Genomic DNA, 22,659 nt, shown 5'->3' with positions numbered 1-22,659 from the left:
TCCGACGAGGCTCTACACGACCATTCACGGTCCCGGGGAAAGGACGCCATGTTCTACTGGCTGCTCAAGTTCGTTCTCGTGGGGCCGTTCATGCACGTGTACAACCGGCCCGAGGTCGAAGGGGTCGAGAACATTCCGACCGACGGCCCGGCCATCATGGCGGGCAATCACCTCTCCTTCTCGGACTGGCTGTTCGCTCCGCTGCTGAGCCCGCGCCGGATCAACTACCTGGCCAAGGCCGAGTACTTCACCACCCCCGGTTTCAAGGGTCGTCTGCAGAAGTTCTTCTTCAGCGGCACCGGCCAGTACCCGATCGACCGCAGCGGCGCCTCGGCCGCCGAGGACGCGCTCACCGCCGCCACCAAACTCCTCGACGAAGGTCGCCTCGTCGGCCTGTACCCCGAGGGCACCCGCTCCCCCGACGGCCGCCTCTACAAGGGCAAGACCGGTATGGCGCGCCTCGCGCTCGAGACCGGCGTCCCGGTGATCCCGGTCGCGGTGATCGGCACCGACAAGGTGAGCCCGCCCGGACCGTTCAAGTGGCGTCGCCAGAAGGTCACGCTGAAGTTCGGTGCGCCTCTTGATTTCTCGCGCTACGAGGGCATGAGCGGCAACCGCTTCGTCGAACGGGCCGTCACCGACGAGGTGATGTACGAGCTGATGCGGCTCACCGGCCAGGAATACGTCGACGTGTACGCGCACAGCCTCAAGAAGGGCGTCGCGCCCACCGACAACCAGATCGACGCCACCCGCATCCCCGAGACCAAGGCCGGCTGAGCCGAAACCTGGTGCGCCACACGATCAACCGGCGCACATCGACGCTGCGCGGATCGAGCCCCCACCCACGCGTCCGCCGTTGCCCGGACACCTTCGCGCCCGATTGGTAACCTTTGCCGGGCACGGGCGGGCGGCCACCACAGGTGGCGGGCGTCGGGGACAGCGAGGTAGACGATGGCCGGAGGCGAGTCCGACGAGGGTCGCGTCATGCCGTTCGTCCGGAGTACGACCCCTCGTGACGGCAATCCCCCCACCGGCCGGGTAGTACGCAGCGCGCGCTTGGCCGCGGTACCGGTGGCCTACGCGGGCCGCCGCATCGCGGGCTTCGGCAAACGCGCCGCGGGTCGCGATCCCGCCGCCGTGGACCGTGACATCCGCGTTCGCACCGCCGAACACCTCTTCCAGGTACTCGGTGAGCTCAAGGGCTGCGTCGCGAAACTGGGCCAGCTTCTCGGCTTGCTCGAACTCGGCCTTGCCCCCGACCTGGCCGAGCCGTACCGCCAAGCCCTTGCCCGACTGCACGATTCGGCGCCGGCCATGCTTCCCGGCGCGGTCCACGCCGAACTCGCCACCCACCTCGGCCCGCACTGGCGCTCACTGTTCCTCGAATTCGACGACCGCGCCTCCGCCGCCGCTTCGGTCGGCCAGGTCCATCGGGCCCGCTGGCACGACGGCACCCAGGTCGCGGTCAAGGTCATGTACCCCGGTTCCCGCCGTGCGGTCCTGGCCGACCTGCAAGCCCTGCGTCGCGCGACACCGCTGTTCACCGCACTGCTGCCCGGCGCCGACACCCGCCCGGTGGTGGAGGCGCTGTGCAACGAGATCCGCGACGAACTCGATTACGCCCGCGAAGCCGTCAACCAGCGCGCCTTCGCCACCGCCTTCGCCGACGACCCCGATGTCGTGGTGAGCCGGGTGATCGCCCAGCGCGGCGACGTGCTGGTCACCGAATGGCTCGACGGTGTCCCGCTGTCCCGGTTGATCGTTCACGGCAATGCGAACGAACTCGACCGGCTCGGCGTGCTGATCATGCGCTTCCTGTTCTCCGCCCCCGCCCGCGCCGCCCTCGTCTACGGCGACGCCCACCCCGGCAACTTCCTTCGCATGCCCGACGGCCGGCTCGGCGTCGTCGACTTCGGCGCCTGCACTCCCTGGCCCGGCACCTTCCTCGACGTCGCGAGCGACGTCGGCGCCGCCGTGATCGCTGACTCCCCCGCCGATCTCGAGGCCGCCATGCGCCGTCACGGCTTCGTCGCCCCCGACCGTGACCTCGACATCGCCACCGTCGCCGCCCGCCTCCAACCGGTCCGCGAAGCGCTCCTCGCCCCCACCTATCCCCTTTCCGCCGACTGGCTCCGCGAACAGGTCCGTCTCGCCACCGACCTGCGCCTGACGAACATCCTGCGCCAACTCACCATGCCCCCCGCCCACACTCCCATTCTCCGCTCCTTCCTCGGCGGCCTGGCAGTCCTGTGCCAACTCCACACCGCCGTCCCCCTCCGCGCCGAATGCACTCGCTGGTACCCCGAAACCGCCGCCGCCGCAGGGCTGTAGACGCGTCACCCGAGTTCGGCCCGTCGTACGGCATCGTTCATGTTCCGTTGCCTTGCTAACGACCGCGCGTTCCGACCGGTGGCGCACCGTGAGGTTCATGGCTGTCTCGGATTTCGCGATGTCTCGGCGCACGCTGCTGCGCGCAACCGCTCTCGGTGTGGTGACCGCTCCCGCCCTGGTGGCCTGCGGTGACGATGGGCCCGCTCTGGTGCGAGCCAGGCCTTCGCTCACGCACGGAGTCGCGGTCGGGGATCCGCGCAGTGATGGTGCGTTGATCTGGGCTCGCTCGGACACGCCCGCGACACTGGTGGTGGAGACGTCGGCGACCGAGAAGTTCACCGACGTCAAGCGATTCACCGGGCCGCTGCTCACCCCGGCTACCGATGGCACCGGGCGGGTGCGGGTGAACGGTCTGCCCGCCGGGCAGCTCGTGCACTACCGAGTGCGCCTCGATGGGGAGGGCGGCGCGAGCTCGGAGACGCTCACCGGCGTATTCCGTACGGCGCCGACCGCGCCCGCCGACATCTCGCTGCTGTGGTCCGGTGACGTCGCGGGCCAGGGCTTCGGGATCAACCCGGACCTCGGCGGCATGAAGGTGTTCTCCGCCATGGCCGCTCGCGACCCGCACCTGTTCCTGCATTCCGGCGACTGCATCTACGCCGACAACGCGCTGAAGGAATCGGTGACGCTGCCCGACGGCCGGATCTGGCGCAACATCACCGCCGAAGCGAAGAACGCCCCGGCGGAAACCCTCGACCAGTTCCGCGGCAACTACGCCTACAACCTCACCGACGACAACTACCGCCGGTTCAACGCCGCCGTCGCCCAGATCGTCCAGTGGGACGACCACGAGACCACCAACAACTGGTCCCCCGGCGGCACGGTCGCCGCCGACAAGGGCTACACCGAGCGCAGCATGGACACCCTCGCCACGCGTTCCTGGCAGGCCTTCCACGAGTGGATGCCGTTGGAGCCCAAGGAAGCCGTCGACGGCCGTCTCTACCGCAAGATCTCCTACGGCCCGCTGCTCGACGTGTTCGTCCTGGACATGCGCGCCTACAAGGACGCCAACACCGCCAACACCGCGCCCCAGGGCCAGATCCTCGGCGCCGCCCAGATCGCCTGGCTCACCGAGGGGCTGAAGAACTCCGAGGCCACCTGGAAGATCGTCGCCGCCGACCTGCCGCTGGGTGTCGTCGTCCCCGACGGCAAGACCGCCTTCGAAGGCCCCGCCAACGCCGCCCCCGGCGCACCGTCGGGCCGCGAGACCGAGATCGCCCAGGTGCTCTCGGCGATCAAGGCGAACAAGGTCAGCGACGTCGTCTGGCTCACCGCGGACGTCCACTACACCGCCGCGCACCACTACTCCCCCACCCGCGCCGCCTTCACTGATTTCGACGAGTTCTGGGAGTTCGTCTCGGGCCCGCTCAACGCGGGCGCGTTCGGCCCCAACCCCCTCGATCCCACCTTCGGACCCGAGGCGGTCTACGTCCACGCGCCGCCCACCGCGAACACCTCCCCGATGGATCCGGAGTACCAGCACTTCGGCGAGGTGAAAATCGACGGCCGTACCGGAGAAATGACCGTCAACTTGTGCGACGCGACCGGAAAAGTCCTGTTCACCAAGCAACTCGCGCCCACGCGGAAATAGGTGCGAAGTACCCTGCGCAAGAACCGCGCACCTATGGTTAGCTATGCGGTCATGGGCACGCCGCAGACCGTCATCTCCGAAGAATATCTCCCCACCGATACGGCGGATGTCGTTCGCACTGTGCGTGATTCGCGCGGTCGGTCGGAACGGTTGACGGTGCGCGGCGGTGAACAGACCGAAGAGTCCTATGGCCTGACCGATCAGCGCGGGGCGCTCTCGCTGCGCAAGATGAACTCGGTGCTCGACATCAACCTGGGTCGGCGCACCGTGCGCGTGCAGGCGGGCGCGAAGCTGTCCGAGATCGACCGCCGCCTCGGCGCGCACGGCCTCGGCCTGCCGGTGGTCGGCGATCATCGCGACATCACCGCGGGCGGCTTCGCCTCCGTCGGCGGGGTGAGCACCGCCTCGCACCGCTACGGCATGTTCATCGACCAGATCGTCGACCTCGAGTACGTCGACCCGGACGGCCGGATCGGCACCTGCGGGCGCGGCCACCACACCGAGCGGTTCCACCGCATCCTCGGCGCGGGCGGGCGCGCGGGCATCATCACCGCCCTCACCCTGGACGTGGTCGAGGTCGACAAAGACCACACCATGCTCACCACCGACGCCGACCGGTTCCTCGACTTCGACTCCTTCGTCGAGCACGCGACCAACGAGATCACCAACCCCGGCAGCGCGGCGCTGCAGGTCGGCCGCTGGGTCGACACCGCCCCGCTGAAGGTGGCGCGCCCGGTCGGCACCGGCCAGGTGACCCTCGGCGCCGTCCGTTTCGGCCAGTGGTCGAGCCTGTACCCCACCGCCCCCACTCGCGGCCTGCGGGCCCGGCGTGAGGTGGGCACGCGGACCCGGAAGTCGTTGGGCGCCATCGCGTCCGCCGCGGGCGGGCGCGCGGGCATGCCGGTCCGCAACGCGGCAGCGGGCGCGCTGATGTTCGCGCCGAAGGTCCTCACCATGCGCGACGCCGAGTACCTGGCCGACACCGTCATCAACTCCTCCGAGCGGGGCCCCGCCTACCGCGTCGGCGTGTTCGCCCCGCTGGCCAACTACGGTTCGGTCTTCTACGGCCTGCACGACCTGTTCTCGGCGCACCGCGAACGCTCGGGCTGCTTCACCGTCATCTCCGCGATGACCTACGGCGTGCGCTCGGAGTACCTGCGCGCCGAAGCCGCCGCCCGCGGCCTCACGCCGGCCGACTACGGCCTGATCACCTTCACCTGCCGCCTGCGCCCCTCGGCCCTGCCCTCGGAGCAGCTGCGCGAGATCGTCGCCGGTATCGACGACATCTGCCGCTCGGAGCAGGGCCTGCGCTACAGCGTCTGAGGAAGGGCTCGACGGGTTCGGCGTTTCACCCGGCTGCGCGTGTTCGCGCGCTGTGTTACCCGCCGAATCCGCTGGTCATGTCGGGTTCGACAGCGGCCATCTGACTATCAGGCATATCCATCTCCCAGTGGATGGGATAGTCGGGTCTATGGCTCACCCGGAGAAAGTGTGATGTCGGTTACGCATTCCGATCGTTCGTCGGATGCGGGCCCCATCCTCGAAAGGACCTCTGATGGTCGCTCCCACTCCGACACCCGCCGCGGACCGCTGGACCCCACGCCTGATCTTCTCGCTCGCCTCGATCGTGCTCCTGCTGGAGATGCTCGCGGTGAGCTACATGATGATCTCGACGGCGCTACCGTCGATCGCCGCGCACTACCAGACCACCCAGGGCGCCTGGCTGCTGACATCGTTCCTGCTGGTCGGCGCCGTCACCGCGCCGCTGATCGGCAAGCTGGCGGACATGTACGGCAAGCGCAAAGCCCTGCTCGGTTGCGTGACCGTGGCCGCGGCGGGATCGCTGCTGTCGGCGATCGCGGGCAGCTACGCGGTCCTGATCGCGGGCCGTGCGCTGACCGGCCTGCTCATCCCCTGCCTGTTCCTGAGCTATTCGCTGATCCGGGACGTGTTCCCGGCGAAGACGATCGCGCTGGCGGTCAGCATCGCGACCAGCGGCATGGGGTTGATCGCGATTCCCGCGCCGTTCCTCACCGGGTGGCTGATCGACAACCACGGATTCCGCAGCATCTTCTGGTTCTTCGTCATCGGTCTCGCCGTGCTGGGCGCGCTGATCTACTTCACGACGGCCGAATCGTCGGTGCGGCTGCGCTCACGGATCGACCCGCTCGGCGCTGTTCTGCTCGGCGGCGGTATCGCCGGCATCCTCATCGCGGTCAGTTTCGGGCCGACCTGGGGCTGGCGTGACAGCACGACCATGGCCTACCTCGCCGGTGGCGTGGTGCTGCTGCTGGCGTGGCTGGCGAGCGCGCGGATGATCCGGGAACCGCTGATCGACCTCGACGTGCTCGGCCGTCGTTCGGTGCTGCTGACCACCATCGGCGCCGGACTCTGCTACGGCGCCAGCGGGCTGTTCACCATCCTGCTGCCGATGATGGCCATGACACCCGCCGTGTTCGGGCTCGACTACGGATTCGGCGTCACCGCGGAGGGTTTCGCGATCTTCCAGGCGCCGGTGGGACTGATGGTGGTGGTCGGCGGTGTGCTCGTCGGCGTCCTCGTCGGCCGCCGCGACGTCCGCCCCCGCATCCTGATGACCTGCGGCATGCTGCTGATGGCCGTCGGATTCGTGCTGACCGCCGCCGTGCACGACAGCAAGCCGCTGCTGATCGTCTTCGCGGGCGTCTTCGGCACGGGCATGGGTATGGCCTACGCCGCCATCCCGAATCTGCTGATCGAGGCCGTGCCGCCGCAGTTGCAGGCAGGCACCGCGAGCATCGTCGGCGTCTCGCAGAGCGTGTTCCCCGCCGTCCTGCCGGTCATCGCGTTCACGATCATGAACAACTCCTACATCGCGCCGATCCCGCCGGAGATGACGCAGGGTGCGGTCTTCTATCTGGACCGCGGCTTCACGATCGCCTTCCTGATCGGTGGCGCGACCGCGCTCATCGGTGCGGTGGTCGCGGCGGCGCTGCCCCGCCGGATCGTGCAACTGTCCGCTCCGCGCAAGGTGGAAGGGCCGGAGGAAGGACTGGTGTTCGCGCACTGAGGCATTCGATGCCCGAGCCGGCCGTGCGCTCGCACGGCCGGCTCGGTCGTTCTCGGGATACACCCTCCGACAACGAAAACGGTCGCCGCGACTCCCTCGGCTCGAGGGCGTCGCGACGACCGTTTCTCTGCTGGATCAGTGCTTCTCGGCACCCAGGTAGTACTCGAAGACCAGGCCTGCGGCGGCGGCGAGCACGAGCACCACGCCGAGGCCGATCAGCCAGAACTGGAAGAACGCCAGGCCCAGCGCGGTCACCGAACCGGCGCCCGCGAGGAGGATGGGCCAGAAACTACCGGGCGAGAAGAAGCCCAGGTCACCGGCGCCGTCGACGATCTCGGCCTCTTCGTAGTCCTCGGGACGCAGGTCGATGCGACGCGCGACGAACCGGAAGTAGGTACCGATGATCAGCGACAGACCCGCGGTCAGCACGATCGCGGTGGTGCCTGCCCACTCGACGCCGGTGCGCGACTGGGCGGTGAAGAAGCCGTAGACGATGCCCACCAGGATGAAGAACGCCGTGAGCAGTTCGAAGATCCGCGCTTCGATCCTCATATCAGAATCCTCACTTGCTCTCGTTCACCGAAGCGCTCTTGGCATCACGCTTGGTGTTGAAGGGGTACGTGGAGGTGGCCACCGGCGACTCGCCGATCGATGCCAGCGCCTCACCGTTGGTCTTGCCCTCGATGCGCGCCTGCATGTACTTGGCGTACTTCTCCGGCGAGACCGCGCGGACCTCGAAGTTCATCATCGAGTGGTAGGTGCCGCACATCTCGGCGCAGCGGCCCACGAACGCGCCTTCCTTCTCGATCTCGGAGATCTGGAAGACGTTGTCGGACTGGTTTTCCTTCGGGTTCGGCATCACGTCGCGCTTGAACATGAACTCCGGCACCCAGAAGGCGTGGATCACGTCGGCGGCGGCGAGCTGGAACTCGATGCGCTTACCGGTCGGCAGCACCAGGACCGGAATCTCTTCGCTGGAGCCGAAGGTCTCGACCTTGTCGTAGTGCAGGTACGAGAGGATGTCGTTGGCCGGCTTGCCGTGCAGGGGACCCGGCTGCGGGTGACCCTTGTCGTTCTTCAGCTCACGGTATTCGGCGAGCTGCTCTTCGTTCAGCAGCTCCTTCTCCGTGTCGATGCCGTTCCAGGTGAGACCGCCGACGTCGTTGATGTTGCGGTAGCCGAACTTCCAGTTCCACTGGAAGGCGGTCACGTCGACGGTGACATCCGGGTTGTCGGTCTTCTCGTGCACGTAGTTCTGCACGACCACGGTGAAGTAGAACAGCACCGCGATGATCACGAACGGGATCGCCGTGTAGGTCAGCTCGAGCGACACGTTGTAGCCGGTCTGGCGCGGGAACTCCGGGGAGTTCTTGCGCTTGCGGTGGAAGATGACCGTCCAGAAGGTCAGACCCCAGACCAGCACGCCCATGGCGAGCGCGGCCAGCACCGACCAGGTCCACAACTCACGCATCCGGGTGGCCTGCGGGGTGATACCCGACGGCCAGCCGAACCGGAGCCAAACATTGTCGATCGAGCAGCCCGAGACGAGCATCGCGGTGATCCCCAAGGACACCGCCAGCCCGGCCCGCCGAAGGACCCGGCCCTGCCGGCCCTTCTCGGGTCGTGCCCCGATCTCTTCGCTCGCCTTGTGCGCCACGCTCACGCCTTCCTGGTCGCCACACATTCCGACACATTGCGTCGTCCGGGCGGCGATTCGCCCGTTCCGACACCTCTTCAAAGCAGTTTCAGGCCTCTCGAAGTATTGCCGCTGTGACGCCTGCACACCTGAGAAGGACCTGAGTACTACGCAGCGTAGACCAAAGCGGGCACTGTCTTGTCGCGGGGTCACTTTCGACACTCCGCCGTGACCGCACCGGACATCGCGACCTGCGGTTTGGCCCTCGTCCGGCGGCTACGCACCCCGCGCGAGCGGGCGAGCGCGGCGTGTCGGGCAGGCGTGCGGCATACTCGGACACAGCGTTTCGGCCCGTTGCGGCCACCCATCATCGAACGAGAGAAGGTTGGGCGACACCGTGTGCGGACTGCTCGGATTCCTGACAGCTGATTCCGCGACGACCGCGGTGGTCGATCAGGTGTACGACGCGCTGCACTGCCAGCGGCATCGTGGCCCGGACGAGAAGGGCACCTGGCACGACGATCACATGATCTTCGGGTTCAATCGCCTGTCCATCATCGATATCGAGCACTCGCACCAGCCGCTGCGCTGGGGCCCGGCGGACAACCCGCAGCGCTACGCGATGACCTTCAACGGCGAGATCTACAACTACCTCGAGCTGCGCGAGCAGTTGGCCGCCGAGCACGGCGCCGAATTCCCCGAGGGCAAGATCTTCGCCACCGACGGCGACGGCGAGGCCATCGTGGCCGCCTTCCACTTCTGGGGCCCCGAGGCCGTGCGCAAGCTGCGCGGCATGTTCGCCTTCGCGATCTGGGACACCGAGACCTCGGAACTGTTCCTCGCGCGCGATCCGTTCGGCATCAAGCCGCTGTTCATCGCGACCGGCCCCGGGGGCACCGCCTTCGCCAGCGAGAAGAAGAGCCTGCTCGAACTGCTGAGCCCGCTGGAACTGTCCGACGAGCTCGACCCGCGCGCGCTCGAGCACTACACGGTGCTGCAGTACGTGCCCGAGCCCGAGTCGCTGCACAAGAACATCCGCCGCCTCGAGTCCGGCAACTACGCCACGGTGAAGGTCGGCCAGGAGCCGGTCACCACCCGCTACTTCCGCCCCGACTTCCGGGTTCGCCCGTTCGTCGCGGGCTCGGAGAAGGCCCGCTACGCCGAGATCGCCGCGGCGCTGGAGGACTCGGTCGCCAAGCACATGCGCGCCGACGTCACCGTCGGTTCGTTCCTGTCGGGCGGCATCGACTCCACCGCCATCGCCGCGCTGGCCATGCGCCACAACCCGAAGCTGATCACCTTCACCACCGGGTTCGAGCGCGAGGGGTACTCCGAGGTCGACGTGGCCGCCGAGAGCGCCGAGCTGATCGGCGCCCGCCACATCGTCAAGGTGGTCTCCCCCGCCGAATTCGCCGCCGCGATCCCCGAGATCGTCTGGTACCTCGACGACCCCGTCGCCGACCCGGCCCTCGTCCCGCTGTACTTCGTGGCCAAGGAAGCCCGTAAGCACGTCAAGGTGGTGCTCTCCGGCGAGGGCGCCGACGAGCTGTTCGGCGGCTACACGATCTACCGGGAACCGCTGTCGCTCAAGCCTTTCGAGTACCTGCCCGCCGGTGCCCGCAAGCTGCTCGGCAAGCTCGGTGACAAGATCCCCGACGGCAAGCGCGGCAAGTCGCTGCTGCAGCGCGGTTCGCTCAGCCTCGAAGACCGCTACTACGGCAACGCCCGCAGTTTCAACGACGCCCAGCTGCGCGCGGTCCTGCGCGACTTCCGTCCCGAGTGGACCCACCAGGACGTCACCGCGCCGATCTACGCCCAGTCCGCGGGCTGGGACCCGGTCGCGCGCATGCAGCACCTGGACCTGTTCACCTGGCTGCGCGGCGACATCCTGGTCAAGGCCGACAAGATGACCATGGCCAACTCCCTCGAACTGCGCGTGCCGTTCCTGGACAACGAGGTCATGCGCGTCGCCGAGGGCATCCCGTTCGATCAGAAGATCACCAAGGAAACCTCGAAGTACGCGCTGCGTCAGGCCCTGGACGGCATCGTCCCCGACCACGTCCTGCACCGCGCCAAGCTCGGCTTCCCGGTCCCGTTGCGCCACTGGCTGCGCGGCACCGAACTCTACGACTGGGCCGAAACCCAGATCGCCGAGTCCCAGACCGACCACCTGCTGCACAAGCCGGCCATCCTCCAGATGCTCCGCGACCACAAGGCAGGCATCTCCGACCACAGCCGTCGCCTCTGGACCGTCCTGGTCTTCATGGTCTGGCACGGCATCTTCGTCGAGGACCGCATCAAGCCCGAGATCCAGGAGCCGGTCTACCCGGTCTCGCTGTAAACCCACGAAAAACGCCCCCTGGCTCGAAAGAGCCAGGGGGCGTTCGTGTTCCGTAGGTCAGAGCAGCGGGGCCAGTTCGTCGGCGGCGTCGCTGCCGTAGGCCTTGGTGAGGCGCTCGAGGGCGTCTTCGGTGTTGAGGGTCCATTCCTGGGTGCCGGTGGTCTCCAGGATGAGCACGGCGATCAGGGAGCCGAGCTGAGCGGCGCGTTCCAGGGTCAGGCCGGCGCGGTGGGCGGTGAGGAAGCCGGCGCGGAAACCGTCGCCGACGCCGGTCGGGTCGACCTTGGCCACCTCGGGCACCACGCCGACGCGGACCTCGGTGCCGTCGGCGTCGACGACGAGCACCCCTTCGGAACCCAGCGTGGTGACCCGGATGCCGACCTTGGCGGTGATGTCGGCTTCGCTGAGGCCGGTCTTCTGCTGCAGCAGGGCCCACTCGTACTTGTTGGTGAACAGGTAGGCGGCGCCGTCGACCAGTTCGGTCGCCTGCTCGCCGTCGAGGCGGGCCAGCTGCTGGGACGGGTCGGCGGCATAGGCGATGCCCTGCGCCTTGGCCTGGCGGGTGTGGGCGACCATCGCGTCGGGGTCGTTCGCCCCGACCAGCACCAGGTCGACATCGTGTGCGGCGACGATCGCGGCGATGTCGATATCGCGCGCCTCGCTCATCGCACCCGGGTAGAACGACGCGATCTGCGCCATCGTCTCATCGGTGGTGCACACGAACCGGGCGGTGTGCGATGTCGCGGACACGTGTACCGCCGAGCAGTCGACGCCGCTGGCCTCCAGCCACTGGCGGTACTCGGCGAAGTCGGCGCCGACAGCACCGACGAGCACCGGGCGCTGCTTCAGCAGTCCCATCGCGTAGGCGATGTTGCCCGCCACTCCGCCACGGCGGATCTGCAGATCGTCGACGAGGAAGCTCAAGGACACATGATCGAGTTGATCGGCGAGCAGCGCATCGGCGAACCGGCCGGGGAAGCGCATGAGGTGGTCGGTGGCGATGGATGCGGACACGGCAACAGACACGAGGCAGGGCCCCTTCGACGCTAGACGAGGAAAACAGAAAGTCCGGGATCACCCGATCCCGGACTTCAACGTTAGCAAGCGCTACCGCCTGTGGTTCACCTGTTCGCTACCTCGCCACGCAACCACAATGATCCCGGGCGCGCCCTCGAAGGCGAGGTTACGGCGCCGCTAACCCGCGGCGCCGAACATCAGTTGAACGAATCGCCGCAGGCGCAAGAACCGGTGGCATTGGGGTTGTCGATGGTGAAGCCCTGCTTCTCGATGGTGTCGACGAAGTCGATCGAGGCGCCGTCGATGTACGGGGCGCTCATGCGGTCGACGGCCAGCTTCACGCCGGAGAACTCGACGACGATGTCACCGTCGAGGATGCGATCGTCGAAGAACAGCTGGTAACGCAGACCGGCACAGCCACCGGGCTGCACGGCGATCCGCAGGGCCAGATCGTCGCGACCCTCCTGGTCGAGCAGCGCCTTCGCCTTGATGGCGGCAGCGTCGGTCAGCGTCGCACCGTGGGTCTCGGTGGCGGTCTCGTTCTGCACAGTCATGGACACTCCTAGTTCGACTCAGCCCGTCAACGGACCTCAGGTGCACAGCGCACGACTGATTCCAACGCTGTCGCAGCAACTGCTATTCCTATTTTGCCACCCTCGGCGCAGCCAGTAGACGCCACCTGGGTGCTTGTGCCCACACTACGCCCTGTGACGGCGTGATCTGTATCGCAGCCCGGGCGCGGATGAGACGGGGCCCACCGCTGAGTGGACCGCATTTCCCGATGGTCGGCATCATCGAATAGCCTGGTGAACGTGAAATTGTTTCGTCGCGACGAGTCCAGCACCATCGACGAGTCCGTCGACCCGTCGGTGTCCGACTCCGAACAGGCCGCCGCCACGGCGTCGACCACTCCCGGTAAGGGCAGGCCGACGCCGAAAAGGCGTGAGGCCGAAGGCAAGCGGCGCGGTCCGATCGCGCCCGCCCCGCTGACCGCCAAGGAAGCCCGCGCGCGCCGCAAGGCTGTCAAGGGCACCAAACAGGACCGCAAGGCCGCCGCCGCCGACCGCCGCGCCGCCGTGCAGGACCGCCGCGCCCGCATGCTCGCCGGCGAGGACAAGTACCTACTGCCCCGCGATCAGGGCCCGGTCCGCGCGTATGTGCGCGACCTGGTGGACGCCCGCCGCAACCTCGTCGGGCTGTTCATGCCGATGGCGCTGGTGTTGATCCTGTCGATGTTCGTCGCCCCCGGCCTGCAGACCATCGTCACCCTGGCCATGCTGGTGATGATGGTCTTCATGATCATCGAGGGCTTCGTCCTCGGCAAGATCGTGAGCAACCGGGTGATCGAACGGTTCCCCGACACCACCGATACCGGCTTCAAGCTCGGCTGGTACGCCTTCGTCCGAGCCTCGCAGATCCGCAAGATGCGCGCCCCGAAGCCGCGGGTCGGCCCCGGCGACGCGGTCTGAGTTCGACCGAACTCCCGAATGCCGTCTCATCCATCCGGATGGGGCGGCATTCGTCTTTTCAGTGATGGCTCGGGCGGATGTAGTCGGCGTAGCCCGCGATGGCCTTGAGTTCGATGTCCATGCGCTGAGCGTCGCGGTCGACGATCCCGGTGGATCCGGCGGTGCCGCGACCGATCAGTACGGCGAGTCCGATGATGACGGTGAGGACGATCAGAAAAGTAAGCATGGCAGTAATTTTGCGCTCGATGATTTTCAGCCGAAAGTGGCTGTTCCGTCATTGTGCGTAAAGATTCAGCCAGCTACGATGAGGCATGCTCTCGAAGGTTGCCGTGGTCCTCAGCGACCGGCTCGCGATGTTCGAATTCGGTGTCGTCTGTGAGGTTTTCGGCCTCGATCGCACCGCGGACGGCCTGCCCGGCTTCGATTTCCGGGTCTGCGGCGCCGACCCCGGCACACCGCTGCGCTCCACCACCCCCGGCATCTCCGTCACCCCGGAATTCGGCCTCGACCAACTCGCGAAGGCCGACCTGGTCGCCATCCCGGCCTCCCCGATCGACCAGTACGACGACCGGGTGCTCGAGGCGGTGCGCGGGGCCGCCGACGCGGGCGCGACCGTCCTCACCGTCTGTTCGGGCGCGTTCCTGGCCGGCGCGGCCGGTCTGCTCGACGGCCGCAAGTGCACCACCCACTGGCGTTATGTCGACAGGCTCGCCGCGATGTTCCCCGAAGCGACCGTCGACCCCGATGTCCTGTTCGTCGACGAGGGCGATCTGATCACCAGCGCGGGCACCGCCGCGGGCATCGACGCCTGCCTGCACCTGGTCCGCCGCGAGATCGGCACCGCCGCCGCCAACGGCATCGCGCGCCGCATGGTCGTCCCGCCGCAACGCGACGGCGGCCAGCGCCAGTTCATCGAGCAGCCGGTCCCCGAGTGCAGTTCGATCGGCCTGTCCACCACCCTGGCGTGGCTCACCGAGAACCTCGCCCACCCGCACACCGTCGACGAGCTCGCCGCCCGCTCCAGCATGTCCACCCGCACCTTCGCCCGCCGCTTCGCCGCCGAAACCGGCACCACCCCGGTCAAATGGCTCACCACTCAGCGCGTCCTGTTCGCCAAGCACCTGCTCGAAACCACCGACATGGCCCTGGAACGGATCGCCGACGAGTCCGGCTTCGGCTCCGGCGCCCTGTTGCGCCATCACTTCCAGCGCCAGGTCGGCATCGCCCCCACCGAATACCGCCGCCGCTTCGGCGCGGCAGGCTGAACAACCGTCCGTTATTGTGCGTGGAATACCGATCCGGACGCTTTTCCGCAAAAAGGCGACTAACTCCACAGTGCACGAATGAAATGAGTCGGCTACGCTGATACTGACAGGTGAAATCCCGACCGCCCGTAGCAGTGTGGTCGTCAGCGTGGCATTTCGATGCCCAGGACGGTAGGGTATTCGAGCCATGCGTAGCAGCGAACTCAAGGAAACCGATACCGAGCTCGCCCCGAATTTCCCCGAGCCTCGTCTCGTCGCCGTGGAACGGTCATGGCGCATTCTTATCGCGGCGGGTTCGGATGCCGTCGGATCGCTCGACAGCGAACTCCCCCGATATGGCCACCAGGTTGCCACCGTCGATACCGGAAGAATGGCACTGAAGCTGTTCGACCGTGCCGATCTGGTGCTGCTCGATCCCGATCTCCCCGATTTCGACGGATTCGAGGTATGCCGTTCCATCCGTGCGCGCCATACAGTTCCGATCATCGTTGTCACCGATCGCGATTCCGAATTGGACTGCGTACTCGGCCTGCGCTCCGGCGCCGACGACTATGTCACCCGCCCGTTCGGCATCAGGGAGCTGGTCGCCCGCATCGACTCGCTCATGCGACGGGTCAGCCCGCAGTCCGAGAACGGCGCGTCCCCCTCCGGATGCGGCGCGCTGCGCGTCGACGAGTGGGCCCGCGAGGCCACCCTGCGCGGACGCCCGCTCGCGCTCACCAGAAAAGAGTTCGACCTGCTGCTGATGCTGTCGCGCCGCCCGGGAATCGTGGTGGCGCGCAAGCAGATCCTGGGCGAGATCTGGGATGGTTCCTGGTCGCAACACACGGTGGACACGCACGTCAGCAGCCTGCGGGCGAAGCTGGGCGCCAGCAATTGGATCGTCGCCGTTCGCGGAATCGGCTTCAAGTTGATGCCGCGCGACTGAGGGGCAACGACGAAGCCGCCGACTCCGAGGAGTCGGCGGCTTCGCTGTCTCAGCTACCGACCGCGACCACGTTCAGGTTCTCGTCGAACGCGAATCCGGGCGGCGCCTCGCCGGTGCGCAGCACCTTGATGAACTTCATCCGAGCGATCCGCCAACCCGCGGCGGTGCGCGCGACATCCGCGTCGAGGTAGCCCCAGACCAGCAGCGGCGCCTCGCCCGGCACCACGTGCTTGTGGGTCGCGGTGAGATTGAGCCGCACCGCGGCGGTGTCACCGTCGATATCGGCATGACAATCGGTGGTGGTGTGATGGGTCGGACCGAACAGGTTGACCACATAGGTCATATGCGCGGCGATTCCCTCGATACCGCGATAATCCTCGGGCGGCAATTCGAGAAGAACATCGTCGGTGAAAATGGCTTGCGCCCACGCGTCGTCCATCGATTTACGATCTTCGAAAAAGAAGAAGGTATCGAAGAGTGCCGCGATCTCACGATGGTCGCGCAATTCACGGACTTCCGCGCGAAGCGATTCGAGCTCAGCACGGAGAATGGTCTCGTTCATCATTTATCCCTGAGATTCCTCGCTACCGACGGTAGCGGTTCGATTTTCCGATTTCGACTTGTCGAAACGGCCGGTGATGCGGAAGCCGTCGCGAATATTGAGTGACATGAGCACGATATTTGTAGCACCGGCGACGAGTTCGAGCGCTTGCACGCCGTAGAACAACGGCCCGAACTCGTCGCGGCCCGCGAGGATGGAAAGGGTGATCGCCGAGGGGATCAGCACGAGCAATCCGTTACCCGCGATGAACGGCATCCGGCGCTTCTTCGCGAGGATCGGGGGCATCGTGGAGTCCCCGGCCAGCCGGAAGCCGGTGCCGCCGGTGGCGGCGAGGGCGAGCACCAGGATCGGCAACGCCCACGGGATGGCCTGCTTCACCGCGATGATCGCGTCCTTGGAACCGCTGAGCTCACTCACCACAGTCGAAGTCCAGAAGGTGAGAATGGTGAGCAATCCGATCGTGCCCGCGACGGGATGGATGCGGGAGAGCATGGTTTACCTCTCTTCGATGGTCATGTGGCCCGATCGGCCTCGAGGTTGCCGATCGCCTGTCGAACCATGCGGATGAAGTCGTCACCGCGGACCTCGGGGAAACCCGCGGTCGCGATGTCGTTCACCTCCCCGGCCGCGGCGATCAGCGCGGTGCGCAATCGACGGGACCGGTCGGTGAGGTAGATCAGCGCTCGCCGGCCGTCATGCGGGTCGGCGGTGCGCTGGATGAGGCCGTCGCGCTCCATCCGCTTGAGCGTGTGGGCCATCGTCGACTGGTCGATCCGGACCTTCTCGCAGAGTTGCAGCTGCGAGATCCCCTCCTCCTCGTACAGCGCGAGCAGTTGTGCGAACTGCCCGGGCACCACACCGTGCCCGGCGATTCGATCGCGCAGTGCCTGTTCCATGAGCCGCGCCAGATGGTTGATCACGTACCCCAGGGAGTTGCTCCGATCCATCGGTAGCGTCTCGAGCGGTTCCATACCCACCTTCCATCGTCGTTGATCTGCGGCTCCTTTCAGATTACATGGCAAGCCATGTAATCGCGACCGGTAGCGGACACCCGGTCGACGCGGAGACAGCGCGCGATGCTAGGGCCGACGCACACCGTCGGCAACCGGGCGGAGCGAAACCTGAACCAGCCCGGATGAATTGGACGAACTCCACAGACTGCGGCGCCCGGCGCGCGCAGCTCCTGAAGATTTCCGGAGGTTCCGTTCACCATATGGTGATCTCCGCTACGCACGATTAGTGAAGCGTCCCAACAACTTTCAGGAGGCATCGTGCGAAAAGTGCTGATCGCCAACCGCGGTGAGATCGCCGTCAGAATCGCACGAGCCTGCCGCGACGCGGGCATCATCGCGGTGGCGGTGTACGCCGATCCCGACCGCGACGCACTGCATGTGCGCACCGCCGACGAAGCCTACGCACTGGGCGGCGACACGGCGCAGTCCAGTTACCTCGATGTCGAGGCGGTACTCGCCGCAGCGCGAGCCGCGGGTGCCGACGCGGTCCATCCCGGCTACGGCTTCCTGTCGGAGAACGCGGATTTCGCCGCCGCGGTCCTCGCGGCGGGACTGATCTGGATCGGCCCGCCGCCCTCGGTGATCCGCGATCTCGGCGACAAGGTCACCGCCCGCACGATCGCGGTCGCGGCGGGCGCGCCGATCGTGGCGGGTACCCCGGGCCCGGTATCGGATCCGGACGAGGTCGTGGCGTTCGCCCGTGCCCACGGCTTGCCGGTCGCCATCAAGGCGGCATACGGCGGCGGCGGTCGCGGACTCAAGGTGGCGCGCACCCTCGCCGAGATCCCGGAGTGCTTCGCCTCGGCGGTCCGCGAGGCGACGGCCGCGTTCGGTCGAGGCGAATGCTTCGTGGAACGCTATCTGGATTCCCCGCGGCACGTGGAGACGCAGTGCCTCGCCGACACGGCAGGCACTGTGGTCGTGGTCTCGACCAGGGATTGTTCGCTGCAGCGCCGTCATCAGAAGCTCGTGGAGGAGGCGCCGGCGCCGTTCCTCACGCCCGCGCAGCACAGCGCGCTGGTCGAATCCTCCAAGGCCATCCTGCGTGCCGCGGGCTACGTGGGTGCGGGCACCTGTGAGTTCCTGATCGGCGCCGACGGCACGCTGTCCTTTCTCGAAGTCAACACCCGGCTCCAGGTGGAACACCCGGTCTCGGAGGAGGTCACGGGCATCGACCTGGTCCGCGAGCAACTGCGCATCGCCGCGGGCGGACTCCTCGACTATCCCGATCCCCCGACACGTGGTCACTCGATCGAGTTCCGCGTCAATTGCGAGGACGCCGGGCGCAACTTCGCGCCGATGCCCGGCACGATCACCGGCTACCGGACCCCGAGCGGTCCGGGCGTGCGGGTCGACTCCGGGGTCGAGGCGGGCACCGAGGTCGGCGCGAACTGGGATTCACTGCTGGCCAAGCTCATCGTCACCGGCGAGAACCGGACCCAGGCACTGCAACGGGCGGCGCGCGCGCTCAGCGAGTTCGCGATCGACGGCATCGCGACCGTGCTGCCGCTGCACCGCGCGGTGGTCGCCGACCCCGCCTTCACCGACGCGCCGTTCCGCGTACACACCCGCTGGATCGAGACCGAGTTCGACAACACCATCGAGCCCTACCCCGATACCGCCGCACCGCCCGGTGCCACGGCGCCGCGCGAGACCGTGGTGCTCGAAGTGCGCGGTAAACGAGTGGAGGTGACCCTGCCCGCGCGCGGCAACAAACCGGCCTCCCGACCCTCGCCTCGCCCCCACCGCGTGAGCGCCGCCGCTACCCCCAGCGGCGACTCACTGACCGCCCCGATGGCCGGAACTCTCGTGAAACTCGCTGCCGCCGAGGGTGATTCGGTCACGTCCGGGCAGCTCATCGCCGTGATCGAGGCGATGAAGATGGAACAACCGGTCACCGCCCACAAGGCGGGCATCGTCGTCGGCCTGATCACCGACATCGGCACCAGTATCGGCAGCGGCGCCGTGCTGTGCCGGATCCAGAACTGAACCGCAGAGGAGCCGACACCGGATGCATACGACAGTCACGGTCGCCAGGACGACCACTACCGCGGCCCGCGCACGCGTGGCGGGCAGGTTCGCCGAGCACGATGCCACGGCGGCCCCGACGGACGCGAAAATCGTTCGCCGCCAACTGTTCCACTATCACGACGACCTGCTCATCCACATCGTCGACAGCGACACACCGCTGCCGGGCGAGCCCGAGGGCCCCGACCTCGGCGCCGACATCGCGCCCTTCGACACCACCGTGCTCGCCGAGCGCTACTACCACTGGCTGCCCGGCCCGGTGGACCCCGCCATGTTCAGCACCCTCGTCGTCAATCGCCTTGTCCCCGAACGCCGCCCGCAGGTCGCGCAGCTGTTCGCCGATTTCGACACCACCGACGTCCCCCACCGGATGGGCACCCGGCGCAGGCAGCTCTTCGCCCTCGGCGGCGTCTATTTCCACCTGCAGGACTTCGAGACCCCCGACGGCGGTGCGGTGATCGCCCAGGCGTGGAAGCAAGCCGACCCGCGCTTCATCCAGATCTGCGATGACCTCGACCCCTTGATCGACAAGTACGACTCGTCGACCTGGCGCAAGCCGGCCGACGCGGTCGCACACCGCTTCTACCACTGGGAGGCACAGTGAACACCCGGCGCGTCGTCATCACCGGAATGGAGGTGATCGCCCCCGGCGGAGTCGGCACCAAGCAGTTCTGGGAACTGCTCACCGCCGGCCGCACCGCCACCCGGCGGATCAGCTTCTTCGATCCCGAGCAGTTCCGGTCCAGGGTCGCGGCCGAGGTCGACTTCGACCCCGAACTGCACGGCCTCACTCCCCACGAGATCCAGCGACTCGACCGCGCGGCACAGTTCGCCGTCGTCGGCGCGCGCAGCGCGGTGGCCGACAGCGGGCTCGAGTTCGACACCATCGACCCGTACTCGATCGGGGTGGCACTGGGCAGCGCGGTCGGCGCGACGATGCGCCTGGAGCAGGACTACCGCGTGATCAGCAATGGCGGACGCCTGGAACTGGTCGACCAGAAGTACGCCGACCAGCACCTCTACCACCATCTGTCGCCCGGCTCGTTCGCCGCCGAGGTGGCTTTCGCGGTCGGCGCGCAGGGGCCGGCGACCGTGGTGTCCTCGGGCTGCACGTCCGGTCTCGACTCGGTCGGGTACGCCGCCCAGCTCATCGCCGAGGGCTCGGTGGACATCATGGTCACCGGCGCCTCGGACGCGCCGATCTCGCCGATCACGATGGCCTGCTTCGACGCGATCAAGGCGACCACCCCGCGCCACGACTCCCCCGAAACCGCCTCCCGGCCGTTCGATGCCTCCCGCACCGGCTTCGTCCTGGGTGAGGGCGCGGCCCTGTTCGTCCTCGAGGAACTGTCCGCGGCCCGGCGGCGCGGTGCGCACATCTACGCCGAGATCGCCGGCTACGCCACCCGCGCGAACGCCTATCACATGACCGGGTTGCGCCCCGACGGCGTCGAGATGGCCGAGGCCATCCGGGTGGCGCTGCACGAGGCCCGGCTGCCCGGCGACTCGATCGACTACATCAACGCGCACGGCTCGGGCACCAAGCAGAACGACCGGCACGAAACCGCCGCGTTCAAGCGCAGTTTGGGTTCACACGCCTATGACACCCCGGTGAGCTCGATCAAGTCGATGGTCGGGCATTCGCTCGGCGCGATCGGCTCGATCGAGATCGCGGCCTCGGTCCTGGCGATCGGCGCCGACGTGGTGCCGCCGACGGCGAACCTGCACACCGCCGACCCCGAATGCGATCTCGACTACGTGCCGCTCACCGCCCGTGAGCACCGCACCGACACCGTGCTCACGGTGGGCAGCGGCTTCGGCGGCTTCCAGAGCGCGATGGTCCTCACCACGGCGAAGGGAGTCGCGGCATGAACGCGGTACTCGACGACACCCGCGCGGTGGTCACCGGCATCGGCATCACCGCGCCGAACGGCCTCGGTACTCAGCCCTATTGGGATGCGGTGCGCGCGGGCCGCAGTGGCATCGGCCGACTCACCCGCTTCGATCCGGCGGGCTACCCGGCCACGCTGGCCGGTGAGATCGACGACTTCGATCCCAAGCAATACCTGCCCAATCGCCTGCTCCCCCAGACAGATCAGGTGACCCGCCTCGCTCTCGTCGCGGCCGAATGGGCACTGGCCGATGCCGGCATCGATACCGGCGAGCTCGACGACTTCGACATGGGCGTGCTCACCGCCTCGTCCTCGGGCGGTTTCGAGTTCGCGCAGAAGGAGCTCGGAAATCTCTGGAGCCGGGGTAGCCGTTTCGTCAGCGCCTATCAGTCCTTCGCCTGGTTCTACGCGGTCAACAGCGGCCAGATCTCCATTCGTCACGGTATGAAAGGGCCCAGTGGTGTCCTGGTCAGCGACCAGGCGGGCGGCCTCGACGCGATCGCCCACGCGCGCAGGCAGATTCGCCGAGGCACCGCGCTGATGGTGTCGGGCGCGATGGACGCCACGCTGTGCCCGTGGGGCTGGGCCGCACTGTGGACGAGCGGCCGGTTGCACGCGGGCGCCGATCCCGACGCCGCCTACCTGCCGTTCGACGCGCGGGCCGCGGGCCATGTCCCGGGTGAGGGCGGCGCGATCCTGATCCTCGAGTCGGCGGCGGCGGCCACCGCCCGGGGAGCGCGCAACTACGGCGAGATCGCCGGATACGCGGCAACGTTCGATCCCGCGCCCGGCACCGGTCGCGAACCGGCCCTGCGCGCCGCGATCGAACGGGCGCTCGCCGATGCCGGGCTCGCGCCGAGCGATATCGACGTGGTGTTCGCCGACGCCGCGGGTCTGCCCGAGCACGATCAGATCGAGTCCGACGCCATCACCGCGGTCTTCGGTCACCGCGGCGTCCCCGTCACCGCACCGAAAACCATGACGGGACGGCTGTATTCGGGAGCGGGCCCCCTCGATGTCGCCACCGCCCTGCTCGCCATGTCGACCGGCGAGATCCCACCGACGATCAACGTCACCCCGAACGCCGACTCGCCACTGGACCTGGTGGTCGGTGGGGTGCGGCACGCGACGGTGCGTGCCGCACTCGTCCTGGCACGCGGCTACGGCGGATTCAACTCCGCCATGGTCGTGTCCGCACCCGAAGGAAGGGAAATCTCATGACATTCACCCTCGACGACCTGACCCGGATCCTCCTCGAAGGCTCCGGCGAACCCGAGAACGTCGACCTGGAGTCCGACATCCTCGACCTCACCTTCGACGATCTCGGCTACGACTCCCTCGCGATGCTCGAGACCGCCAGCCGCGTCGAACGCGAATTCGGGGTGACCCTCGACGACTCGACCGTGATCGAAGCGACCACACCGCGCACCTTTCTCGACGCGGTGAACGCCCTTCTCCCCGTTCGCACCCCCTAGAA

22 protein-coding genes are annotated in these 22,659 nt (G+C 67.5%); 14 read left to right on the top strand and 8 right to left on the bottom strand.

Translation table 11 applies throughout. The features are described 5' to 3' along the window. Nucleotides 1–48: 48 nt before the first annotated feature. The 5 genes from ACFVJ5_RS33845 (at nucleotide 49) to ACFVJ5_RS33825 (ending at nucleotide 7,031) form a co-directional block, all read left to right on the top strand. Entirely contained in the window at nucleotides 49–777 is a 729-nt protein-coding gene (locus ACFVJ5_RS33845) for a lysophospholipid acyltransferase family protein (RefSeq protein WP_379226543.1), read from the top strand. 207 nt (nucleotides 778–984) lie between these two features. Then, nucleotides 985–2,331, top strand: a complete 1,347-nt coding sequence (locus tag ACFVJ5_RS33840; RefSeq protein WP_379226541.1) for an ABC1 kinase family protein — start codon at nucleotides 985–987, stop codon at nucleotides 2,329–2,331. Nucleotides 2,332–2,428: 97 nt separating this feature from the next. Beyond that, the gene (locus tag ACFVJ5_RS33835; protein ID WP_379226539.1) at nucleotides 2,429–3,982 is read left to right on the top strand and encodes an alkaline phosphatase D family protein; all 1,554 of its coding nucleotides are present in this window, start codon (nucleotides 2,429–2,431) and stop codon (nucleotides 3,980–3,982) included. A gap of 51 nt (nucleotides 3,983–4,033) precedes the next feature. Further along, nucleotides 4,034–5,305, top strand: a complete 1,272-nt coding sequence (locus tag ACFVJ5_RS33830; protein ID WP_379226537.1) for an FAD-binding oxidoreductase — start codon at nucleotides 4,034–4,036, stop codon at nucleotides 5,303–5,305. A gap of 232 nt (nucleotides 5,306–5,537) precedes the next feature. After that, complete coding sequence (locus tag ACFVJ5_RS33825; RefSeq protein ID WP_379226535.1) at nucleotides 5,538–7,031, top strand: MFS transporter; 1,494 nt, start codon at nucleotides 5,538–5,540, stop codon at nucleotides 7,029–7,031. 135 nt (nucleotides 7,032–7,166) lie between these two features. Here ACFVJ5_RS33825 and ACFVJ5_RS33820 read toward each other — a convergent pair whose 3' ends face one another. Then, nucleotides 7,167–7,583 (bottom strand): cytochrome c oxidase subunit 4, encoded by a 417-nt coding sequence (locus tag ACFVJ5_RS33820; protein ID WP_379226533.1) that lies wholly within the window; start codon nucleotides 7,581–7,583, stop codon nucleotides 7,167–7,169. A gap of 10 nt (nucleotides 7,584–7,593) precedes the next feature. After that, the gene (locus ACFVJ5_RS33815) at nucleotides 7,594–8,583 is read right to left on the bottom strand and encodes a cytochrome c oxidase subunit II (RefSeq protein WP_379226737.1); all 990 of its coding nucleotides are present in this window, start codon (nucleotides 8,581–8,583) and stop codon (nucleotides 7,594–7,596) included. Between the two features lie 481 nt (nucleotides 8,584–9,064). On the opposite strand from ACFVJ5_RS33815, the gene asnB reads away from it, so the two are divergent. Continuing rightward, nucleotides 9,065–11,008, top strand: a complete 1,944-nt coding sequence (gene asnB / locus ACFVJ5_RS33810) for an asparagine synthase (glutamine-hydrolyzing) (RefSeq protein WP_379226735.1) — start codon at nucleotides 9,065–9,067, stop codon at nucleotides 11,006–11,008. A 57-nt stretch (nucleotides 11,009–11,065) separates the two neighbouring features. On the opposite strand, the gene ACFVJ5_RS33805 is transcribed toward asnB, so the two are convergent. Both ACFVJ5_RS33805 and ACFVJ5_RS33800 read right to left on the bottom strand, forming a co-directional pair. Next, nucleotides 11,066–11,992, bottom strand: coding sequence for a carbohydrate kinase family protein (locus ACFVJ5_RS33805; RefSeq protein WP_379226733.1), 927 nt, complete (start codon nucleotides 11,990–11,992; stop codon nucleotides 11,066–11,068). Nucleotides 11,993–12,222: 230 nt separating this feature from the next. Next, on the bottom strand, nucleotides 12,223–12,579 hold the full coding sequence (locus ACFVJ5_RS33800; protein ID WP_067459056.1) for an iron-sulfur cluster assembly accessory protein: 357 nt from the start codon (nucleotides 12,577–12,579) through the stop codon (nucleotides 12,223–12,225). A gap of 315 nt (nucleotides 12,580–12,894) precedes the next feature. On the opposite strand from ACFVJ5_RS33800, the gene ACFVJ5_RS33795 reads away from it, so the two are divergent. Next, the gene (locus tag ACFVJ5_RS33795) at nucleotides 12,895–13,494 is read left to right on the top strand and encodes a DUF3043 domain-containing protein (protein ID WP_378636811.1); all 600 of its coding nucleotides are present in this window, start codon (nucleotides 12,895–12,897) and stop codon (nucleotides 13,492–13,494) included. 58 nt (nucleotides 13,495–13,552) lie between these two features. Here ACFVJ5_RS33795 and ACFVJ5_RS33790 read toward each other — a convergent pair whose 3' ends face one another. Beyond that, nucleotides 13,553–13,720: a hypothetical protein gene (locus ACFVJ5_RS33790; protein ID WP_379226531.1), complete on the bottom strand. Its 168-nt coding sequence runs from the start codon at nucleotides 13,718–13,720 to the stop codon at nucleotides 13,553–13,555. 85 nt (nucleotides 13,721–13,805) lie between these two features. Here ACFVJ5_RS33790 and ACFVJ5_RS33785 point away from each other — a divergent pair, with 85 nt between their 5' ends. Together ACFVJ5_RS33785 and ACFVJ5_RS33780 are read left to right on the top strand one after the other, a co-directional pair. Then, entirely contained in the window at nucleotides 13,806–14,759 is a 954-nt protein-coding gene (locus tag ACFVJ5_RS33785; protein WP_379226529.1) for a helix-turn-helix domain-containing protein, read from the top strand. A 187-nt stretch (nucleotides 14,760–14,946) separates the two neighbouring features. Beyond that, a complete protein-coding gene (locus ACFVJ5_RS33780) occupies nucleotides 14,947–15,687 on the top strand; it encodes a response regulator transcription factor (protein WP_379226527.1) in 741 nt (246 codons plus the stop codon). A 49-nt stretch (nucleotides 15,688–15,736) separates the two neighbouring features. On the opposite strand, the gene ACFVJ5_RS33775 is transcribed toward ACFVJ5_RS33780, so the two are convergent. The 3 genes from ACFVJ5_RS33775 to ACFVJ5_RS33765 are packed head-to-tail and all read right to left on the bottom strand — an operon-like array spanning nucleotide 15,737 to nucleotide 17,220. Further along, nucleotides 15,737–16,249 carry a nuclear transport factor 2 family protein gene (locus ACFVJ5_RS33775; RefSeq protein ID WP_378992522.1) on the bottom strand — a complete coding sequence of 171 codons (513 nt, stop codon included), beginning with the start codon at nucleotides 16,247–16,249 and terminating at the stop codon, nucleotides 15,737–15,739. A gap of 3 nt (nucleotides 16,250–16,252) precedes the next feature. Further along, nucleotides 16,253–16,741, bottom strand: coding sequence for a hypothetical protein (locus ACFVJ5_RS33770; RefSeq protein ID WP_379226525.1), 489 nt, complete (start codon nucleotides 16,739–16,741; stop codon nucleotides 16,253–16,255). A gap of 20 nt (nucleotides 16,742–16,761) precedes the next feature. Continuing rightward, entirely contained in the window at nucleotides 16,762–17,220 is a 459-nt protein-coding gene (locus ACFVJ5_RS33765) for a MarR family winged helix-turn-helix transcriptional regulator (protein ID WP_379226523.1), read from the bottom strand. Between the two features lie 300 nt (nucleotides 17,221–17,520). Here ACFVJ5_RS33765 and ACFVJ5_RS33760 point away from each other — a divergent pair, with 300 nt between their 5' ends. Genes ACFVJ5_RS33760 through ACFVJ5_RS33740 form a run of 5 tightly spaced genes read left to right on the top strand, consistent with a single transcriptional unit; the run spans nucleotide 17,521 to nucleotide 22,657 of the window. Next, nucleotides 17,521–19,251: a biotin carboxylase N-terminal domain-containing protein gene (locus ACFVJ5_RS33760; protein WP_379226521.1), complete on the top strand. Its 1,731-nt coding sequence runs from the start codon at nucleotides 17,521–17,523 to the stop codon at nucleotides 19,249–19,251. 22 nt (nucleotides 19,252–19,273) lie between these two features. Continuing rightward, on the top strand, nucleotides 19,274–19,894 hold the full coding sequence (locus ACFVJ5_RS33755; RefSeq protein ID WP_379226519.1) for a TcmI family type II polyketide cyclase: 621 nt from the start codon (nucleotides 19,274–19,276) through the stop codon (nucleotides 19,892–19,894). Continuing rightward, the gene (locus ACFVJ5_RS33750; protein WP_379226517.1) at nucleotides 19,891–21,162 is read left to right on the top strand and encodes a beta-ketoacyl-[acyl-carrier-protein] synthase family protein; all 1,272 of its coding nucleotides are present in this window, start codon (nucleotides 19,891–19,893) and stop codon (nucleotides 21,160–21,162) included. Before ACFVJ5_RS33755 ends, ACFVJ5_RS33750 begins: the two co-directional genes overlap by 4 nt. Continuing rightward, nucleotides 21,159–22,403 carry a ketosynthase chain-length factor gene (locus ACFVJ5_RS33745; protein ID WP_379226515.1) on the top strand — a complete coding sequence of 415 codons (1,245 nt, stop codon included), beginning with the start codon at nucleotides 21,159–21,161 and terminating at the stop codon, nucleotides 22,401–22,403. The genes ACFVJ5_RS33750 and ACFVJ5_RS33745 overlap by 4 nt, the downstream gene beginning before the upstream one ends. Further along, on the top strand, nucleotides 22,400–22,657 hold the full coding sequence (locus ACFVJ5_RS33740; RefSeq protein ID WP_378992514.1) for an acyl carrier protein: 258 nt from the start codon (nucleotides 22,400–22,402) through the stop codon (nucleotides 22,655–22,657). Before ACFVJ5_RS33745 ends, ACFVJ5_RS33740 begins: the two co-directional genes overlap by 4 nt. The last annotated feature ends 2 nt before the right edge of the window (nucleotides 22,658–22,659 follow it).

This window comes from Nocardia sp. NPDC127606, from assembly GCF_042671725.1.
Taxonomy (GTDB): Bacteria; Actinomycetota; Actinomycetes; order Mycobacteriales; family Mycobacteriaceae; genus Nocardia.
The sequence above is the reverse complement of the archived record's forward strand: the minus strand, read 5'-3'. Positions and strand labels throughout refer to the sequence as shown.

Excerpts from the sequence above, each read along its gene's own strand:
- ACFVJ5_RS33845 (WP_379226543.1), top strand. The coding sequence starts at position 49 with ATGTTCTACTGGCTGCTCAAGTTCGTTCTCGTGGGGCCGTTCATGCAC.
- ACFVJ5_RS33840 (WP_379226541.1), top strand. The coding sequence starts at position 985 with ATGCCGTTCGTCCGGAGTACGACCCCTCGTGACGGCAATCCCCCCACC.
- ACFVJ5_RS33835 (WP_379226539.1), top strand. The coding sequence starts at position 2,429 with ATGGCTGTCTCGGATTTCGCGATGTCTCGGCGCACGCTGCTGCGCGCA.
- ACFVJ5_RS33830 (WP_379226537.1), top strand. The coding sequence starts at position 4,034 with ATGGGCACGCCGCAGACCGTCATCTCCGAAGAATATCTCCCCACCGAT.
- ACFVJ5_RS33825 (WP_379226535.1), top strand. The coding sequence starts at position 5,538 with ATGGTCGCTCCCACTCCGACACCCGCCGCGGACCGCTGGACCCCACGC.
- ACFVJ5_RS33820 (WP_379226533.1), bottom strand. The coding sequence starts at position 7,583 with ATGAGGATCGAAGCGCGGATCTTCGAACTGCTCACGGCGTTCTTCATC.
- ACFVJ5_RS33815 (WP_379226737.1), bottom strand. The coding sequence starts at position 8,583 with ATGCTCGTCTCGGGCTGCTCGATCGACAATGTTTGGCTCCGGTTCGGC.
- ACFVJ5_RS33805 (WP_379226733.1), bottom strand. The coding sequence starts at position 11,992 with ATGCGCTTCCCCGGCCGGTTCGCCGATGCGCTGCTCGCCGATCAACTC.
- ACFVJ5_RS33800 (WP_067459056.1), bottom strand. The coding sequence starts at position 12,579 with ATGACTGTGCAGAACGAGACCGCCACCGAGACCCACGGTGCGACGCTG.
- ACFVJ5_RS33790 (WP_379226531.1), bottom strand. The coding sequence starts at position 13,720 with ATGCTTACTTTTCTGATCGTCCTCACCGTCATCATCGGACTCGCCGTA.
- ACFVJ5_RS33785 (WP_379226529.1), top strand. The coding sequence starts at position 13,806 with ATGCTCTCGAAGGTTGCCGTGGTCCTCAGCGACCGGCTCGCGATGTTC.
- ACFVJ5_RS33780 (WP_379226527.1), top strand. The coding sequence starts at position 14,947 with ATGCGTAGCAGCGAACTCAAGGAAACCGATACCGAGCTCGCCCCGAAT.
- ACFVJ5_RS33775 (WP_378992522.1), bottom strand. The coding sequence starts at position 16,249 with ATGAACGAGACCATTCTCCGTGCTGAGCTCGAATCGCTTCGCGCGGAA.
- ACFVJ5_RS33770 (WP_379226525.1), bottom strand. The coding sequence starts at position 16,741 with ATGCTCTCCCGCATCCATCCCGTCGCGGGCACGATCGGATTGCTCACC.
- ACFVJ5_RS33765 (WP_379226523.1), bottom strand. The coding sequence starts at position 17,220 with ATGGAACCGCTCGAGACGCTACCGATGGATCGGAGCAACTCCCTGGGG.
- ACFVJ5_RS33755 (WP_379226519.1), top strand. The coding sequence starts at position 19,274 with ATGCATACGACAGTCACGGTCGCCAGGACGACCACTACCGCGGCCCGC.
- ACFVJ5_RS33745 (WP_379226515.1), top strand. The coding sequence starts at position 21,159 with ATGAACGCGGTACTCGACGACACCCGCGCGGTGGTCACCGGCATCGGC.
- ACFVJ5_RS33740 (WP_378992514.1), top strand. The coding sequence starts at position 22,400 with ATGACATTCACCCTCGACGACCTGACCCGGATCCTCCTCGAAGGCTCC.